The organism is Eubacterium sp. MSJ-13 (assembly GCF_018918235.1).
GTDB lineage: Bacteria > Bacillota > Clostridia > Lachnospirales > Lachnospiraceae > Butyribacter.
In genome coordinates this window covers 1-18,296 of record NZ_JAHLQE010000080.1, presented here as the reverse complement: position 1 = coordinate 18,296, position 18,296 = coordinate 1, and the positions used below count along the sequence as shown (strand labels likewise).

The following is an 18,296-nucleotide window of genomic DNA, read 5'->3' as shown; positions in this document are numbered from 1 at the left end:
GCAGATGGAAATTTACACAAGTTATTTAGCGAAATATCAATGATACAATACACTAGCATAGTGAAAATTGATATTCATTGTACTTAACGGTTCTGAAAGGAAATTGCCAATGGAAAATTTTAATTATGAAATCGTGCAGCCGAGTGGAAAGACAAAAACCGGTACACTTGAAGCTCCGAACTTAGAAGCGGCAAAAGCCAAGCTAAGTTCAAATGGCAGTCTGATAGTAAAGATTGCACCGGCAAATGCACTGAACAAGGATTTGGACATACATATAGGAAAGGCAGTCAAACCGAGAGAACTCGGAGTATTCTGCCGTCAGTTCGAGAGTATATTAAACGCAGGTGTCACGGTTATCACAGCACTTGACATGCTTTCCAACCAGACGGAGAATAAATCATTTAAAAACGCCATCAAAAATGTAAGCAGTGAAGTTCAGAGAGGTGAGACACTTGCAGATGCCATGTCACATTATCCGAAGATATTTCCGGAGATTATGATACACATGGTAGCGGCAGGTGAGGCATCCGGAAGTATGGATACGACATTCAGCAGACTTGCCGAGCATTTTGAAAAGGATGCACATCTTAAAGGAATGATAGTTAAATCAATGATTTATCCTATCATACTCATATTAGTTATCGTAGTAGTAGTAGCTATTATGATGATAAAGATAGTACCTACATTTACGGCATCATTTGATGACCTCGGAGGTGGAGAACTTCCGGCAATCACTAAGTTTGTTATGTCGGTCAGTGATTTCTTTGTAGATTACTGGTATGTGATGCTGCTTATAGTAGCTGGTATCGTAGTAGCATTTAAAGCCATTAAAAATACAGACAGCGGTGCGATGCTTATAGGAAGGATTGCTTTAAAGATTCCGCTTTTTGGAACTTTAACCATAAAGACAGCGTCGGCGAGACTTACAAGGACGCTAAGTACACTGATGGCATCAGGTATACAGATGGTAGATGCCGTGGCGATAGTCAGAAAGATAATGACAAACGAAGTCGTAAAGAGGGCACTTAAAAAGGCTGAGGATGATGTTACACATGGACTTCCGCTGTCAAAACCGCTTACAGACAGCGGGGTATTTCCTCCTGTTGTATGCCATATGATTGAGATAGGCGAGCAGACAGGTAATATGGAGGACATGCTTGATAAGATTGCAGATTACTATGATGACGAGGTGGAGATGGCGACAGAGTCACTTATGGCTGCACTTGAGCCAATCATCATTGTTATTATGGCAGTCGTGGTCGTACCTATCATACTGGCGATAATGCTGCCAATATACAGTATGTATGACAGCATCGGCTAGGGATAATATACAATAAATACTTTAAGGGCTGTCACAACAGCATAGGTTAAAGTTTATATATAGCTATCTTAAGGGCTGTCACGACAGCATAGGTTAAAATCAGTTTATTATGTGTCGCCATGAGACATATGATATATAAAGAGTCTGGGGGCAAAATATCACAGGCTTAAATACCGTATTTCGGTATAAACTACAAATTAGCATTTAAAAGGAGATTTAAAAAATGAATTTTTTACAGACAAAGCTTAATGAAATGAAAAAAAGAAAGGAGGCTGGAAACAAGGGATTCTCTCTCGTAGAGCTTATCATCGTTATCGCTATCATGGCTATCCTCGTTGGTATCGTAGGTACACAGGTAATTCCTTATATCAATAAGTCAAAAGAGTCAAAGGATTTACAGATAATCAATAGCTTTAGTACAGCAGCAGTTTCATCATATTCTGAGAAAGCAGATGAATTAAAGTCAACAACTGGAGAGATTATAATTAATGTATATGCTGCTTCACAGACTGAGGGTGCAGATGACAATGCTAAAGCAGATGCAGCTACACTTGCTACTGAGATTAAGAAGAAGACATATACAGATAAGGCTAAGGTACTTGGTAATGAAGGAAAGATGAAATCTTCAGAAGGTAAGAAGATTACAGATATTAGGATTACAATTAACTTAACTGACAGAACTGTTAAGACAGAGGCAGTAGGTTCAAATGCATTTAAGGCTGTTGAAGCTGACTTATAATCCCAAAGGAGACCAACTAAAATGCCAGTGCAAATCACAATCTTACTTTACATAATTATATTCCTGTACGGTATCGTTATAGGCAGCTTCCTAAATGTCTGTATCTACCGTATTCCTGAAAAAGAAAGTATTATGCCGCGCTCACACTGCATGAACTGCGGTGCGACGCTGCACTGGTATGATATGTTTCCGGTGTTTTCCTATATCATTTTAAGGGGTAGATGTCGAAACTGTGGAGCTAAAATATCGAAGCAGTATCCATTGATTGAGGCACTTAACGGCATACTGTATGTTATCGTTTTCATGGCGAACGGTATTAACATAAACAGTGTGCTGTATTGTCTCATGACTTCTGTTCTTATTGTTTTGACAATGATCGATGAGAGGACATTTGAGATTCCACTTTGTCTTAACATAACATTGGCCGTTATCGGTGTGGTTATGTGTGTTATCGACAGACAGGATATCATCTCACATCTTGTGGGTATGGTATGTGTAAGTCTTGTATTATTTATAATCTATTTTTTGTCAGGTGGTCAGGCGATAGGCGGTGGAGATGTAAAGCTTATGGCGGCGGCAGGACTTATTCTCGGATGGAAACTTATAATACTCGCTTTTTTACTTGCGTGTATACTCGGTTCAGTTATCCATCTTATAAGAATGAAAGTAAGCGGTGCAAAGCATATACTTGCAATGGGACCGTATCTTTCACTTGGTATATTTATCGCAGCGTTGTGGGGAAATGGGATGATTGACTGGTATGTCAACATACTTTGCAGATAAGAAAAAAAAGGATATAAAAAGATAAATGTAAACATATATCCGGATTTTTTGAGCTTAGGGAATGTCTTAAAGGTGTTTATTTGTACCTGACATTTTTTAAGCTGAAAAAATCCGGCTGTAAACAGAAAGGAATAGAGATGGGTAAGAAGGTAGTAAGTATTGAAGCCGGTATATGGCTGACTAAGGTAGGTCTTGTTGACTATAAAAAATCATCGCCAAAGATTTATAAAGCATTTACATTCAGGACACCTGAACATGCCGTTGAAGACGGATATATAAGGGATAAGGAGGCATTTGCGGCAGCACTTGTAGATGCACTTCAAAAATATGGAATAAAAGAGAGAGAAGTTGTATTTACACTTGCATCATCAAAGATAGTTACAAGAGAAATCGCAATACCGCCGGTAAAGGAAAATAAAGTTTCTTCTATTATAGATGTGCAGATAAAAGATTATTTTCCGATGGATGTGTCCGACTATGTTATCAGCCACAGCAAGATGGGTGAGACAGAGAAAGATGGTAAAAAGCTTGTCAAATATATGCTTGTTGCAGTACCTAACAGTATTTTAAGCAATTACTACTCATTTGCTGAGGTCGCAGGTGTTAAGATTGAGACATTTGATTATATAGGTAACGGTGCAGTTCAGCTCTTAAAGAGCAGTAAACTGACGGATTTTATTGCAGTACAGCTTGAGGAACAGTCAACAGTTATCACTATAGTTCAGGATGACAAGATTACATTTCAGCGTATAACACCATACGGATTTGAAAATGCATTATCCGGTCTGCTTGATTATGACATATTTAATGTTGAGGATGAATATGAAGCTTATCAGTATCTGATGGATAATGAGCTGCTTTTTAGAACACCGAAAATTGAAAATGCTGATGAGGAAAGTGCAGCAGCACTTGAAAGTGCCGTTGAGGATATGAGGGATTCTCTCGGTTATCATTTAAATGTAGTAAATACGGCGTTAGATTATTATCAGACACAGCTTGGTGGAAAGCTTAAGGGTGAGCTTTATCTTATAGGTGATGGCTTCAAGCTTGCAGGACTTAAGAAGATGTTTGAAAATGAGATACCTATGCCAGTACACAGTCTTGACTATAGTTCATTTATAGACTTAAAAAACTGTAAAAATCTTAATGCGGACAAAGCAGTAAGCACAGTAGGATTTTTCTCCATCGTCGGTGCAACTATCGCACCTATTGATGTAAAGTCAAAAGAGATAGAGGAACAGCAGGATAAGAGTAAGGGACTGCATACAGCATATGTAGCACTCTCAGCATGTGTGCTGTTAAGCGTTGTTCTCATTCTTACCTCGACAGTAAGACAGCTTATGGCAGCCTCGCATCAGAAAGAACTTGATGAAGAGATTTCAAAAATGTCATATATAGAAAAGGTTTATGATGAAAATCAGCAGGCGAGACAGAGTGAGCAGCAATATGAGGCTGTTGATGCGGCATCAAAGACAAGTAATGAGAAATATCTTGTTTTGATGGGGGAGCTTGAAAGAAAGCTTCCAAGAGGAATGAAAGTAAGAAGTATGCAGGTAGATGGTGATGCGATATCACTCAATCTTACTACTGCAAAGAGAATAAAAGCTGAAAAACTTCTGGAAAATCTCAGGAGAGTGAAACTTATAAAAGATATTTCTACACCGTCGATAGCACAGAGCGGAGATGGCACGAGCGGTACGGCAAATGCATCATGGGAGTTTTCAGTTACGGCATCATATAATCCCGATGGGGAAACACAGGCGGAGGATTCTGATACAGGAAGTGACAGTACATCATCGGACGATGCAGGCAAGACAGAGTAAGCAGGAGGGAAAAGATGAACAAGAAACTTGATTTAAAAATGTCAGAATCTGACAAAAAACTTCTCATAATATTTTTAGGAATCTGTCTGCTTGCAGCATCATATTTCTTTGTATTTAGCAAAGGGATGAGCAAGGCTCAGAGCATAGAAACTGAAAATGAACAGAAAGAACAGAAGGTAATGCAGCTTGAGAGCAAGATAGCAAGAGAAAAGCAGATAAGAAAAGAGACAGCAGAGCTTAAAGAAAAGCAGGAGGAGATAAAAAATAAATATCCTGTTGATGTAACGGAAGAAAAAGCAATGTCTATATTTCGTGATATAGAGAAAAAAATTGATTTTAAGGTGAGCCAGCTTAGTTTTGCAAAAGGAAATTCATCAGGAAGTGCAGCAGATACTTCGACAACTGCTGACAGCAGTGATTCGGAGAGCACGGATTCAGATTTAGGAACTACAGATTCAAGTGCAGACACATCAGCAAGTGCAGTAGTACAGGGACAGTATATGGCAGTAACAGTATCATATACAGCTTCCTACAGCGGTCTTAAAAAGTTTAATCAGTATGTAAATAAAAATGCTGACCGTATGACAGTTCCTGCGATAACTTCTACATTTGACAGCGAGACAGGAAAACTTTTAGGAACGCTTACACTTAATGTTTATTATCTTCCTAATAACGGAAAAACATATGAAGAACCTGACACTACAGGTGTTGCAGATGGCGTTAAGAATATATTTGGTTCAAAGTAGCTTTAAAGACGAATTGGTTGAGGTGATATTGAATGAATTGTAATTGTACTGCGAAAAGAGATGATATTGAGGGAAATAAGCAGATGGAAACAAGTGAAAATGCGGGATTTACACTTGTTGAAGTCATGCTTGCAATGGCAATACTTGCAATTCTTACAATATCACTTTTAAATTATTTTGGAACATCATTAGCTTATAATACAAAAATGGCTGCCAGCCAGAAAGCCACACTTCTCGCACAGGAAATCGCTGAGGAACTTAAAGGGCAGGATACGCTTATACAGCCTGACGGAACTTCTAAGGATGTTTATACTGTTCCGTATCTAAGTGAATATGAGGTGACACAAAATAATCTGGACGCAGAAGGCAAAGGAGATATAAGCTTCAAAGGTGATGCGGATAAACTTAACAAAAATTATGATGTTACGATTGATGTGAAATCAGGAAAAAGTGCATGGGATAAGGCTAAAAAAATGTATGGGTTTGACAATACAAATTCTATCCTTGCAGTTGATGAAAGCCAGGATGATGATGCTTTATTGAATTTTAAGTCGGTTTATGCTTCGTATTGTGATGATTACAAGCAAAATAACGGTGCAGAGGTCAGCACGAAGCTCACAGATGCCGAGATAAAGTCGAAGATAAAAAGAACGATTGATATTGAGATAAGCAAAGGTATTTCAGAAACAGAGTACACAGTAAATATAAAGTATATTTATGTTGCAGCAGGACTTAATCCTGCTGATAGTTCGTCAAGTGATGAGAAGTCTTATAATATTTTGAGTGGTGTAAAGATATCGGAACTTAAAAACTTATTTATTTTGTACCATACATTTAATCAGAATGATTATATGAACATAAAAAATATGACTACAGACATAAATATACCTGACAAATTATATCTTGTGGCTCAGAAAAGGTCAGCGTCTGACAGTCTGCCGGCAAATTATAAGATGTATATAACAGGGCTTAATGTGACAAAACTTTACAGTAATATTGGAACAGGAGAGACAGTTTCTAACAACTCGCAGATTCTAAAAAAAATAAGCGAAACAGATTCGGGAAGTCCGATAACACCGAATAAATTATCAGATGATGATTTTGCATCAGTGCATACGGTAAACTTTAAGGTTTCCGTATATGAAAAAGGAAAAGCAGGGGTTACGGGAGCAAAGCCATATATAACTATTGATGGAACAAAGGGGGAGAAGCCGTGATGAGAAAACATGAATCTTTTGCAAAACAAAATAAAGGTTCTGCACTTATCGCAGTGCTTATAATCCTTACATTTGTCAGTGTAGTAGCTCTTATAATAACGAAGATAACCATGACAAATATTGAGATGAAGGAAGTGCAGAGCAGTACCAGAAAGAACTTCTACAATACCGAGGATATCATGGATATGATGAAAAGTGGACTTAGTGAAATATCTGCGAAAGCGGTAAAAGAGTCGTATTCAGATGTTCTTGAAAATTACAGCCTTTATATATCAGAGGGAAAAAATCTTCAGGAGCAGTTTCAGATAGAGTATCTTGAAAAGCTGGAGGAGAAATTCTGGGATAGCAGTGTAGCAAAAAATACGAGTACAGATGATATTGATCCAAGCAAAAAATTGTATACGACAGCGAAATACGATATAGATATTGTAAAGGACTGTATTGCAAAAAGAAATACTGCAGATGAGGCAAAAAGAGACTGCTTTAAGACAGGCGAGTTGGATGCAGAGTATGACATTGATTATAAAAAGGGTGTTTTTATTCTTAAAAATATAAAAGTTGCACATGAAGAAAGTTCAGGTTATGGAACTGAGATTAAGACGGATATTGTGTTTGAAGCACCTAAGATGGTGTTTGACAAAAAGTTTCAGACGGCAGCTTTTATGAAATATGCACTTATTGCGGATGATAGTATAGATGCAAGTGCAGATAATATAGCTGTATCTGGTAATGTATATGCAGGTGCAGGTGGTATAAAGAGTTCAGAAGCTGGCAGCACAGCGGTATTTAGTGGAGATACTATTATTACACGCGGCGATATTGTTTCAGGCAATGGAGCGTCACTTATAATAAGAAGTGGGAATGTGTCTGACTCAGGTATTTGGACACAGAATATAAAAACAACAGGAAAAGGCTCAAAGCTTCTGATAGATGGAATCAGTTATGTTGCAGATGATTTGTCGATTGATGGCGAAAATAGCAATGTGGAAGTATCAGGTGTTTATTATGGGTACAATTTTCAGAAAAATTATGGGATAAAAGAAAGTGACAGCCGAAATGATGCATCGTATAATAGTGCGATTATAATAAATGGAAAGAACAGTAAGCTTAATATGGAAAAGCTAAAAAGTCTTGTACTTTCAGGAAAAACATTTATTTCAAGAGGTGCAGGCAGCATGGGAAACTCTGATATTACGATGGGAGAATCAATTGCCGTAAGAACAAATCAGCTTGCGTATTATGTACCATCGGAATATCTTGATACCACATCGGAAAATCCGGCAGTAAAATTTACTGAAACAGGTCTTAAAAAATATGAAAATGCCATAAAAGTAAGCAAGATTTCAAATTATCTTGATAAGAAAAAACAGGTTGTACCATATTATTACAGTATGAGTGAATCAGTGGGTGATAAGAATTTATTTGTAAATTATTATCTTAATTTTAAGTCTGAGCAAAAAGCAAATGATTTTTTTGCGGAATACTATAAGGAGAATAAGAGTAAAGTTGATGCAAATGCAAGTATCTATGCCACGAAAGATGCATTAGTAGTAGATGAAAGTAAGGTTATTACATTGGGTGGCAATATATTATATAGAGAAAAATCTGACACTGAATTAAAGCAGAAAGTAGCATTGGGAGTTGATTCATCGGATTGGAATGTAAGTGGAAGTATTTTTACAAGTGCAGCAAATTATGCAAAGAAGTATAAAGCGTTACAGCTTGGACTTACAGCGGCACATGAGGGTGTAACAGATGACAATGTTCGCATAACAGATGGAAACAAAAAAGATGAACAGGAAGATAAAACGAAAAGTCCATTGTTTGATTATCTTGTAAATAAAGATAAAGTAAAAGAAATTGTCAATGCTAATGGTGATTCAGATAGAGTATGCAAAATTAAGGATGAAGATATAGGCTCGCTGCATCACAAGGTGATTATTCTCGTGGATAGCGACTATATTTTACCAACGAATTATACTGAGGGAATTGTTATAGCAACAGGAAATGTAACAGTACATGGAAATTTTAATGGATTGATACTGTCAGGAGGAAAGATAAGTTTGACAGCAAATGCCACTGTCACATCAGATGAGGTTCTTGTATCAGGATTATTTCAAGATACCTTGAAAAATGTTATTTTTAATGGAGTGATAAATGAGGACACTTATCTTTCAGCAGATTCGTTTGGTGGAGTTGAAATAGCAGATTATATATCATACGAGAATTGGAAGAAGAATGAAGAATAATCTTTTCTTTGCAGATATAAAAAGAAATTGTGAGGTGAAAATAGTGACAGAAAAAGATTGTAGATATCTAAAAGTAAAATTTTTAAAGGACAAAAAAGGTTTTACTTTTATTGAAATTATATTAGTCATGGCAATTCTTATAATATTTGCAAGTACAACAGTTCTTTATATGGGACATCTGCGTGATATAAATGTAAAAAAAGCAGCAAATCAGGTAGATACGGCACTTGATAAGCTACAGGTGAGGGCGATGAGTAAGGCAAAGACACCGTATATGTATATTTACCGCCTTGACGATGGCTGCTATATGAAAGTGCTGAATGAAGAAATAACATTGTTTGACACTTCTAAGTTTGATAAAAACGGCACGAAGATAGGGGCGGCTGCGATAAAGATTTATCAGAATGATGAAACCACAGCGGGTGAGGTTACCGGACAGAAATTTATTACCATAGTTTATAATAAATCATCAGATTTTAGTGATAAGACAAATGTTTCTACGATTATATTTAAAGGAAACAGTAAGCATGAGATACGGCTTATAAAAGATACCGGTAAACATATTTTGGAGTAAAAATAAGGAAGGAGTGTGGAAAATGGGGAACAAGGGTATAACGCTGGTTGAACTTATTATAGCGGTTGCAATTTCGAGTATTATACTTGGGGCTACGACACTTCTTGTAAAAACCGCACAAAATGATTACCAGTATACATCGGAAACTGCCGACCTGCAGTCGGAGTCACAGGTGCTTATGGAGCAGCTTGGCAAGTGGATAATGGAGGGAAACCGCATAAAGGTTAAAGAGGATGTTGGAAATCCTGATGAGCTGACGATATATTATATACCAAGGACTACAGATACAAAGCTTCCAAGTGGTGTGGCTCAGCCGTCAGAAAAGACAAAGAAAAAAGTGATATGGATTGATAATGGCAAAATGTATGTGAAGTCATTCGATAATATAGCATCACCTGATTCAGATACACTTACATATACACAGGCAGATGAGAAAGAAGATAACTGCATAGGTGAGCATATAAAAGGATTTTATGCGAAAACAGATTCAAGTACATCTGATGTAGTAAATATAAAACTGACACTCAGTCAGGGAACACACAAATATGAAGTAGAAAATGCGATTAAGGTTAGAAATAAGCTGAAAAAATAAGAAAGGGGCAACAGTTATGTTTAGAAAGAAAGTTAAATACATATGTGGAAGTCTTGTTTTTGTACTTGTACTTGCAGGTTGTGTGGGGTATGCACTGCATTTGAAACAGATGAGTGCGGTTGCAGAGCAGAAGGTTACGCGTGGAGTTATAGAAAGCCTTAATCAGTTACCTGATACGAAGAAGGTGGAGAATCCTAAGTATAAACGAGGAACAAAGGAAAATCCTTTTCTTATCCTTGAGATAGTTCCATATGAGGAGTATGCAGAGTTTGGGTATCAGATAAAAGGGTGTGAGCCAGTTGATGTTGAGCATATGTTTGGCCGTGGAGGGATAACTACAATAGGAACGAATGGTTCGGCTGAGGTAAAACAAGCATCACAGTGTTTTTTCTTTCCTGATGAAGAAGAGGGAAAATCCAAATATTATGATGGCGGAGAACAAAGTTTAAAACATTTTTGGGAAGATAAGACTTTAAATGGTTATTATGAAAAAACGGATTCAGGAGAGGGGTATTTTGAGCAGAAGGAAGATGGCAGTATTGTAAAAAAGGATGGTGGAGATATCATCTGGCATACTGTTAACGAATATGAAAAAGATGATTATAAGGGCATAGATTTTAATGATACTAAAACGATTTTAAAGGAAAATGGGGACAGGAGATATACAAAGCGTGAGTCTAAGAAAGACGATAATGAGGGGGGTGTTAAGACCACATGGACATATTACACTTACAAAAATAAAGACAATTTTTTGCTTAAGACGAGAGCATTAGGAAGTCAGGAACTGGCAGATAAATATTCGGTTGTTATTAAAACTATCACACCAAAAGAATTGAATGAAAATCCTGAGTGGATAACATATTCTAATCTTATATCAATTTCAAACAAAAGTCACGATAAGGGGCTTGTGGACTTGTGGAAGAAGTATAATCGTTTAGGTCATAAATCTGATACAACTGATTATAAAGATAGTTTCGTAGGAAAAAACAGGGATTTGTCATGGGAAGTTGTTGAGAAGATTTATAACAGGGCAACATTGGAAAAGGATTGGGCAGGAGTTATAATTGACCGTAGCGTGTATGATGGTGCAGAAAGTGGTACGGGAAAACAGGTAACATTTGATGTAAAGGATTGGAATCTTAATTCAGTAGGCGATAAATATACAGAATATGGAAGCAATAATAATGTATATAAACTCAGTATTATGCTTTTAAGTATGGATTATAAGGTGTTTAAAAACCTTTATTATGATAAAAATAATCCAGTGATAAAAGATGGAAAACTTACTATTCAAAGCGGAGATGCAGCGGAGTATTGGACTTTTTATACATTTTATGTTGTAGATCCTTCTCAAAAGGATATATGGGGATATAGTCATGAATATGATTACTGGATGAATAGTGAAGATAAGACACAATTGTGGAAAAAGTATAATTTTGCGGGAAATATGACAGGTGGTCCAAATTCAGGAAACTGGATACAGGGGCATGTATTTACATATCCGGGTGATATGCCTTTAACACAGCGCTATAATAATGATATAGGAGTTGATCTTTCAAGATTTACGGATTTAAAAGATTATTTTGAAGCTAATAAAAAAACAAATGGTGATGCTAAAACTGCTGCTGTTGGTATTCAGTATATTTTGCAGTTTTTGCGTGACAATGATGAACCAGATGATGAGGAAAAAAATACTATAAATATTCTTGATCTTGAACCAAGTGTTAATATGGTAAAGGATGATAGTAAATCTGATGAAAAGGCTATAAAACCTGAATATTATCTGACAGAAAAGTATGTCCGGATGCTGCTTGCTGATTTTGATTCTGAGATTAACATTACGCATATGACAACTGCGGAATATATCGGAAAAACTGAGGATATAAACAGTAAGTATGACATGATCTTTATGGGGCTTGATGACAGTGCATATAATAAGGATTCAAATGGAAAAACCGTGTGGAATGATTCATCTATGAAGGGAAAAATTTATTTCCATACGGGTGATGTGATGACTAGTACTGAGAGAAAAGTTAAGAATGATGGTTCACAGGATCGTTCAGTTCAATTTTTGTGGTCTGAGAATGATAATACAGGAAAAAAACATATTACACTTAGATTTCCGGGAAATGACATAACAAAAATAAAAAAAGCTGAACTTAAAGATTTTGCAAGATCAGGTAAGCCTATAGTGGCAGTGACAGATTTGTACAATAATAACGAAACAGTTATAGACAAATATTCAAATGTATACGCTTTTATTAAAGAAAACAAATCAAAAGGTGTTTACAGCAGTGCAGACTATGATGGATTTACAAAGGCTTTAAAGGTAAATAAGGCTTCGGTAGAGTTTACGGAGACACCGACAAAATATGAAGGTACGACAGATAGTTCAAATAAAATAAATGATAGTTCGTATCTTCCAAAGAACAGTGCAGACCAGTCGGTATTAAAGTTTGCATTTAAGGTCAAGGATGAATCTAACAGCAAATATAAATATAATATTTATATTGATCAGAATCAGGATGGGAAATATTCTGATGATGAGGTTTATTATACAAGTGATGAGTTTTCAGCAGACGAAGCCCAGAGTTATACATGCAGACTTTCAAGGCTGTTTTTAGGTGTCGTGGAGTGGAAGATAGAAGTCTATAATGCAGCAAACAGCAGTATAAGATTTGTAAAAACAGGATGTTCGGCAGCAAAGAGAAGTGACGGTGTTGACAAAAAACAGATAAATGTTCTTCAGATAATGCCTGCAAAAGGAGACTATAAGGGTGGGCTTAATCTTGAAACTAAAACATTGTTTACACAGTATTATGATAAAATACAGGCTTACAATATAAATGTCAAAGCAATTACAGTAGATACATTTGAGAGCTGGTTTAAAGATAAAAATGAGGGAAAGATATTTTCTTTTGATATATCAGGTGATTTGAGTGATGCTAATCCAAAAAATTATACAGCTACACTTAAAAATAAACTTAAAGATTACAATATGCTTATCTTTGGATTTGGAGATACTTATTATGGAAAGAATATTTCAAATGCCTATGGTGCTGTTGACTATATTAAGTATTTTATAACATTAGGAAAGAGTGTATTGTTTACACATGACCTGTCATCAATGAATAATGTAAAATCGACTGATTTTGGTTATGTTGTTAATGCACAGCTTCGTGATGTTATGGGAATGAACCGATATAAAGCAATAAGTAACCAGTTGTCATCTAAAGAAAGAGAACAGCTTAAAAAATATCAGAGTGAGCATGATGATTATGATACAGTTACCGATATATCAGGTAATGAACTTTATGAAAAGCATGGTTTCACATATTTTGCCATGAAGCGTTTGGGTGACAGAAGTTATTGGAATCAGTATAAGCAGAAGATGCCTTATAAATATATGATAACAGGTGTTGATGGAAAGCCGCTTAATTCTTCTGATTATAATGCTGATAAAACAGGTTTTAATAATGGTAATGATATTACGACAAAAGCAGGCAAGATGAATGATGGTCAGGTTACGTCATATCCATTTAAGATAGACAGTACATTAGATATCAGTGATACACATGGTCAATGGTATCAGCTTAATATGGAAGACCCAGAAGTTACTGTCTGGTATTCGCTTATAGATGATGGCGGTAAGAATGATGGAAGTTCTACAAATTATGCTATATCACCATATGATGCAGCAAACAATTATTACATTTACAGTAAAGCCAATGTTTTCTATTCAGGTGTAGGTCATTCTACTGTTACGGGTGATATGGAGGCAAGACTTTTTATCAACACAATGATAGCTGCCTACAGAGCTGCGTATCAGCCGCCTGTTGTAGATATCTTAAATGAAGAAGCAGAGCTTACTGATATAGACAATACAACATATCAGATTACTAATGCGCAGGAATATGACTTTGATGCTTCAAGTGGAAACACTGTTAAAAAAGAAGATGGTGGAGAGACAAATGTGCGTTTCAGTCCTGTAGAGCTAAATGCAGTAAAGACGAAACTTGATTGTACGATTTATTATCCTTCAACATCAGCAGGTGATGATGGAAGCGAAAAAGGCTGCAAATATATCGATACTATATATGATGCAAAAACAGGTCAGGAGATAAAAGCAGAGAAAAATGAAGATGGAGAGTATGTATTTAAAGATCTGCAGAACGGTCATGAATACTATTTTAAATATGATTGGGCGAAGAATGGAAGCAGTGAGGAGATAGACTACAGCCAGATTAAATTTAAAATAAAGAATGACAAGTCAGAAGAACCGGGTTATACTACTTTGAATATGCTTCAGGGACAGTTATTTGCATTAGACTAGTCAAAAAATAAAGCGTAAAAAGGATAGTTAGAGATAGCTGTCCTTTTTCGGCTTAAAAACTTTGTATGGAGGTGTTAAGATGCCAAAAACAGTCGCGATAGGTGTACAAAATTTTGAAAAAATAATAGAGAGGAATTATTTCTATATTGATAAAACACATTTTATAAAAGAATGGTGGGAGAGTGGTGATGAGGTTACTCTGATTACCCGTCCGAGGCGTTTTGGTAAAACCCTTAATATGAGTATGCTGGAAGTGTTTTTTTCTATAGATTATGCAGAAAAGTGGAACTTGTTTTCCGGACTTTCTATTCAGAATGATGAAAAATATAAAAAATTGCAGGGAACTTATCCGGTTATAAGTTTATCATTTGCAAGAATAAAAGAGACTGATTATGGAAAGACAAAAACAAAGATATGTGAGGTGTTGCGAAATGAATATATAAAATATTATTTTTTGCGTGACAGTGATGTACTTACTGATGCTGACAGAGATACTTTTGACCGCATTTTGTCGAAAGATGTAGATGAAACTGATGCAACATCAGCGATATATCAGTTATCTGATTTTTTGTACCGATATTATGGTAAAGAGGTACTTATACTTTTGGATGAATATGATACGCCTATGCAGGAGGCTTATGTAAACGGTTTTTGGGATGAACTTACAGCTTTTACAAGAAGTTTTTTTAATTCCACTTTTAAAACAAATCCATATCTTGAAAGAGGAATAATGACAGGGATTACCAGGGTTAGCAAAGAGTCTGTCTTTTCTGACTTGAATAATTTAAAAGTAGTCACGACTACATCAGATGAGTATGCGGATTCTTTTGGATTTACGGAAGATGAGGTGTTTACGGCATTGAGGGAGTATGGATATGAAGATAAAAAAGAAGAAATAAAGAGTTGGTATGATTGATTTGTTTTTGGCTCTAAAAGGGATATTTATAATCCGTGGTCGATATTAAATTTTCTGGATACCGGAAAAATCAGAACATATTGGGCAAATACAAGTTCTAACGGCCTTGTTGGAAGGTTGATAAGACAGGGAAACCGTGATCTTAAAACAACATTTGAAACATTACTTAACAGAGAAACGATTTATTGCCCTATTGATGAACAATTAGTATATGATCAGCTTGATAATGACAACACAGCAATATGGAGCTTTCTTTTAGCGGGTGGTTATCTTAAAGTGGTTGATTATCAGGAGAGCATAGATGAGGAAAGACCGGCGGTTTATGGACTCAGGCTTACAAATGGAGAGGTGGCTGCTATGTTTTATGGTATGATAAGAAGCTGGTTTAATGCAGCCGGAAGTGATTATAATGATTTTGTCAAGGCTTTGCTGGTTGATGATATTGAGGCAATGAATGAATATATGGAGCTGGTGGCAGAAGAAATATTTAGCAGCTTTGATACAGGGACAAGACCATCAAGGATGCAGCCAGAGAGGTTCTACCATGGTTTTGTATTAGGGCTTATAGTGGAATTGAAGGACAGATATATTATTACATCAAATCGTGAAAGTGGATTTGGCCGTTACGATATTATGTTGGAACCAAAAAATAAAAAAGAGCGCGCAATAATTATGGAATTTAAGGTATTTAATAATAAAAAAGAAGCAAGTCTTGAAGAAACTGTACAGTCAGCATTGAAACAGATTGAAGAAAAAGATTATGCAGCATCATTGATAATAAAAGGGTTTCCGATGGAAAATATTTATAAATATGGATTTGCATTTGAGGGAAAGAAAGTTTTAATAGGATGAAAAATACATTATTCAACTTAAAAAACAAAAAATTTATTTTAAGTTGATATAAAAGTTGCATAAAAATATAAAAAGTTATATAATACGATATATCAAAGTTGCACAATAAAAGGAGGAAAGTTTTTAAAAAATTTATAAAAACAGGGGGAATTTTTATGAGGCACATTAAGGTAAAGTATAAGATGTTATTTATTATGGTAGGAGTTCTTGCCATATTGTTGTATGGAACGATATTTTCTGCTACATGTATGAAGAACATAAGCAGTAAATCGGTCAATGAGATGGAGAAAAGCATAAGGGATTCGTATGATGAAAATATTAAGTCAGAAGTTTCAGCAGCGGTATCTGTCGCAAAGCATTATTATAACCAATATAAAAGTGGTATTCTTACAGAGGAACTTGCGAAGAAAAATGCTGCTGATCAGATTCGTGATATGAGATATGGTGACAGCGGATATTTTTGGGTTGACCAGTCAGATGGAACGAATGTTGTACTTCTCGGAAGTGATACTGAGGGAACAAACCGTATGGATACTGAGGATTCCAAAGGCTTTAAGATGGTTAAAGAGATGATAGAGCAGGCGGTTAAGGGGTCTGAGGCTTATGTTGAGTACTATTTCCCTAAGGAGGGGGAGACAGAGCCTTCACCAAAGCGTGGGTATACATACTATTATAAGGAGTTTGACTGGGTTATCGGAACAGGAAACTATACAGATGATATAGATAAGACGGTCGCTGAGCAGGAAGCATCGCTTACATCTTATTCAAGCAGCAGAACAAAGGTGTATATAGCAGTAACAGGTGCTATAGGAGTTGTACTTCTTGCACTTATAGTTATTATCATTATAAATATCATTAAACCACTTGAGGCAGTCAGTAAGGAAATGAACATTTTGGAAAATGGTGACTTTACAAGTAAGATAGATGATAAGTATCTTAATAGAAGAGATGATTTTGGTATACTTGCAAATGCACTTGAAACTATGCGTTCAAATCTAGGTGGTCTTATTGGAGAGGTAAAGGAAGGCGCCGGAGAGATTAAAAATGTTGTAACTGATATAAATTCCAATATGGACAAGTTAAATGGAGAGATAGAGGAAGTTTCAGCTACGACAGAAGAAGTTGCAGCATCTATGGAGGAAACTGCTGCTACGACAGAGAGTATAAACACAATGTCGCATGAGATAGAGGATGCAGCTAAGAATATAGCACAGAGAGCACAGGATGGTGCAAATAAGGTTGAACTCATATATAAGAGAGCAAAAGAAGGCAAGGAGAATGCAACAACTATCAGAGCTAAGGCACATGAGACCAAGAAAGCTATGAAGAAAGAACTTGAGAGTGCAATGGAAGAAGCAAAGGTTGTAGACAAGATAAATGTACTCGCAGATTCTATCATGGGAATTACAGACCAGACAAACCTTCTTGCACTTAATGCATCTATTGAGGCGGCAAGAGCAGGTGAGGCAGGAAAAGGATTTGCTGTTGTAGCTGATGAGATAAGAAACCTTGCAGAGCAGTCAAAAGAAAATGTTGAGAATATACAGGGTGTTACGGCTGCTGTCAGAAAGGCAGTTGAGAATCTTAAATCAGATGCAGAGCATATGCTTGAGTTTGTTGAGACGGATGTTACAGAAAGTTATCATAAGTTTGATGAGCTGGCAGGATATTACAATAAGGATGCATCAAATGTAAATGAACTTGTATCAGATTTCAGTGCTACATCCGAGGAACTGCTCGCATCTATCTCATCAATATTAGAGTCGATAAACAATATAAGTATTGCTGCTGATGAGAGTGCAAACGGAACGACAAATATCGCAGACAGAACAGTTTCGATAGCTGATAAGTCGTCAATCGTAAATGAACATTCAAAGACAGCAGAGGAGAGAGCAAATAAACTTAGTGAGGGTGTTGCTAAGTTTGTAGTTTAGGCGTATGAAGTTATGCTTGGAAAGATTTCCGGCACAGCAGCGAAGCGAATAAATATTTACTTGCAAGATTTATAATACAACAATTTAACACTATCAAGGAAGTCCCCAACTTCTATTGCGTAAAGCAATAAGTGGGGGTGGGGACTTGCTTGTATCAGAAGGGGTACAAGCCCCTTCTGATATGCTGCGATAGCAGCTAATAGTGTTATGAGCAAGT

At 36.3% G+C, this 18,296-nt stretch carries 13 protein-coding genes; all 13 read left to right on the top strand.

The genetic code is table 11. The features are described 5' to 3' along the window. Positions 1–109 precede the first annotated feature (109 nt). The 13 genes from KQI69_RS04880 to KQI69_RS04825 all read left to right on the top strand — a co-directional run bounded on the left by KQI69_RS04880 (position 110) and on the right by KQI69_RS04825 (position 18,079). Entirely contained in the window at positions 110–1,321 is a 1,212-nt protein-coding gene (locus KQI69_RS04880; RefSeq protein ID WP_216564227.1) for a type II secretion system F family protein, read from the top strand. 223 nt (positions 1,322–1,544) lie between these two features. Further along, a complete protein-coding gene (locus KQI69_RS04875) occupies positions 1,545–2,060 on the top strand; it encodes a type II secretion system protein (protein WP_253289004.1) in 516 nt (171 codons plus the stop codon). Positions 2,061–2,081: 21 nt separating this feature from the next. After that, positions 2,082–2,843 (top strand): A24 family peptidase, encoded by a 762-nt coding sequence (locus KQI69_RS04870; RefSeq protein ID WP_216564226.1) that lies wholly within the window; start codon positions 2,082–2,084, stop codon positions 2,841–2,843. Between the two features lie 137 nt (positions 2,844–2,980). Further along, a complete protein-coding gene (pilM, locus tag KQI69_RS04865) occupies positions 2,981–4,666 on the top strand; it encodes a pilus assembly protein PilM (RefSeq protein WP_216564225.1) in 1,686 nt (561 codons plus the stop codon). A gap of 14 nt (positions 4,667–4,680) precedes the next feature. Beyond that, a complete protein-coding gene (locus KQI69_RS04860; RefSeq protein WP_216564224.1) occupies positions 4,681–5,412 on the top strand; it encodes a hypothetical protein in 732 nt (243 codons plus the stop codon). A 32-nt stretch (positions 5,413–5,444) separates the two neighbouring features. Then, a complete protein-coding gene (locus KQI69_RS04855) occupies positions 5,445–6,629 on the top strand; it encodes a prepilin-type N-terminal cleavage/methylation domain-containing protein (RefSeq protein WP_216564223.1) in 1,185 nt (394 codons plus the stop codon). Beyond that, positions 6,629–8,878, top strand: coding sequence for a hypothetical protein (locus KQI69_RS04850; protein ID WP_216564222.1), 2,250 nt, complete (start codon positions 6,629–6,631; stop codon positions 8,876–8,878). Before KQI69_RS04855 ends, KQI69_RS04850 begins: the two co-directional genes overlap by 1 nt. Further along, the gene (locus KQI69_RS04845) at positions 8,868–9,452 is read left to right on the top strand and encodes a Tfp pilus assembly protein FimT/FimU (protein WP_216564221.1); all 585 of its coding nucleotides are present in this window, start codon (positions 8,868–8,870) and stop codon (positions 9,450–9,452) included. The genes KQI69_RS04850 and KQI69_RS04845 overlap by 11 nt, the downstream gene beginning before the upstream one ends. A 22-nt stretch (positions 9,453–9,474) precedes the next feature. After that, positions 9,475–10,044, top strand: coding sequence for a prepilin-type N-terminal cleavage/methylation domain-containing protein (locus tag KQI69_RS04840; RefSeq protein ID WP_216564220.1), 570 nt, complete (start codon positions 9,475–9,477; stop codon positions 10,042–10,044). A 16-nt stretch (positions 10,045–10,060) separates the two neighbouring features. Continuing rightward, positions 10,061–14,377, top strand: coding sequence for a DUF5057 domain-containing protein (locus tag KQI69_RS04835; protein WP_216564219.1), 4,317 nt, complete (start codon positions 10,061–10,063; stop codon positions 14,375–14,377). 79 nt (positions 14,378–14,456) lie between these two features. Next, positions 14,457–15,293: an AAA family ATPase gene (locus KQI69_RS10645; protein WP_371818735.1), complete on the top strand. Its 837-nt coding sequence runs from the start codon at positions 14,457–14,459 to the stop codon at positions 15,291–15,293. Positions 15,294–15,410: 117 nt separating this feature from the next. Continuing rightward, positions 15,411–16,145 (top strand): PD-(D/E)XK nuclease domain-containing protein, encoded by a 735-nt coding sequence (locus KQI69_RS10640; protein WP_371818734.1) that lies wholly within the window; start codon positions 15,411–15,413, stop codon positions 16,143–16,145. A 155-nt stretch (positions 16,146–16,300) separates the two neighbouring features. Beyond that, positions 16,301–18,079 carry a methyl-accepting chemotaxis protein gene (locus tag KQI69_RS04825; RefSeq protein WP_216564218.1) on the top strand — a complete coding sequence of 593 codons (1,779 nt, stop codon included), beginning with the start codon at positions 16,301–16,303 and terminating at the stop codon, positions 18,077–18,079. Positions 18,080–18,296: the final 217 nt, after the last annotated feature.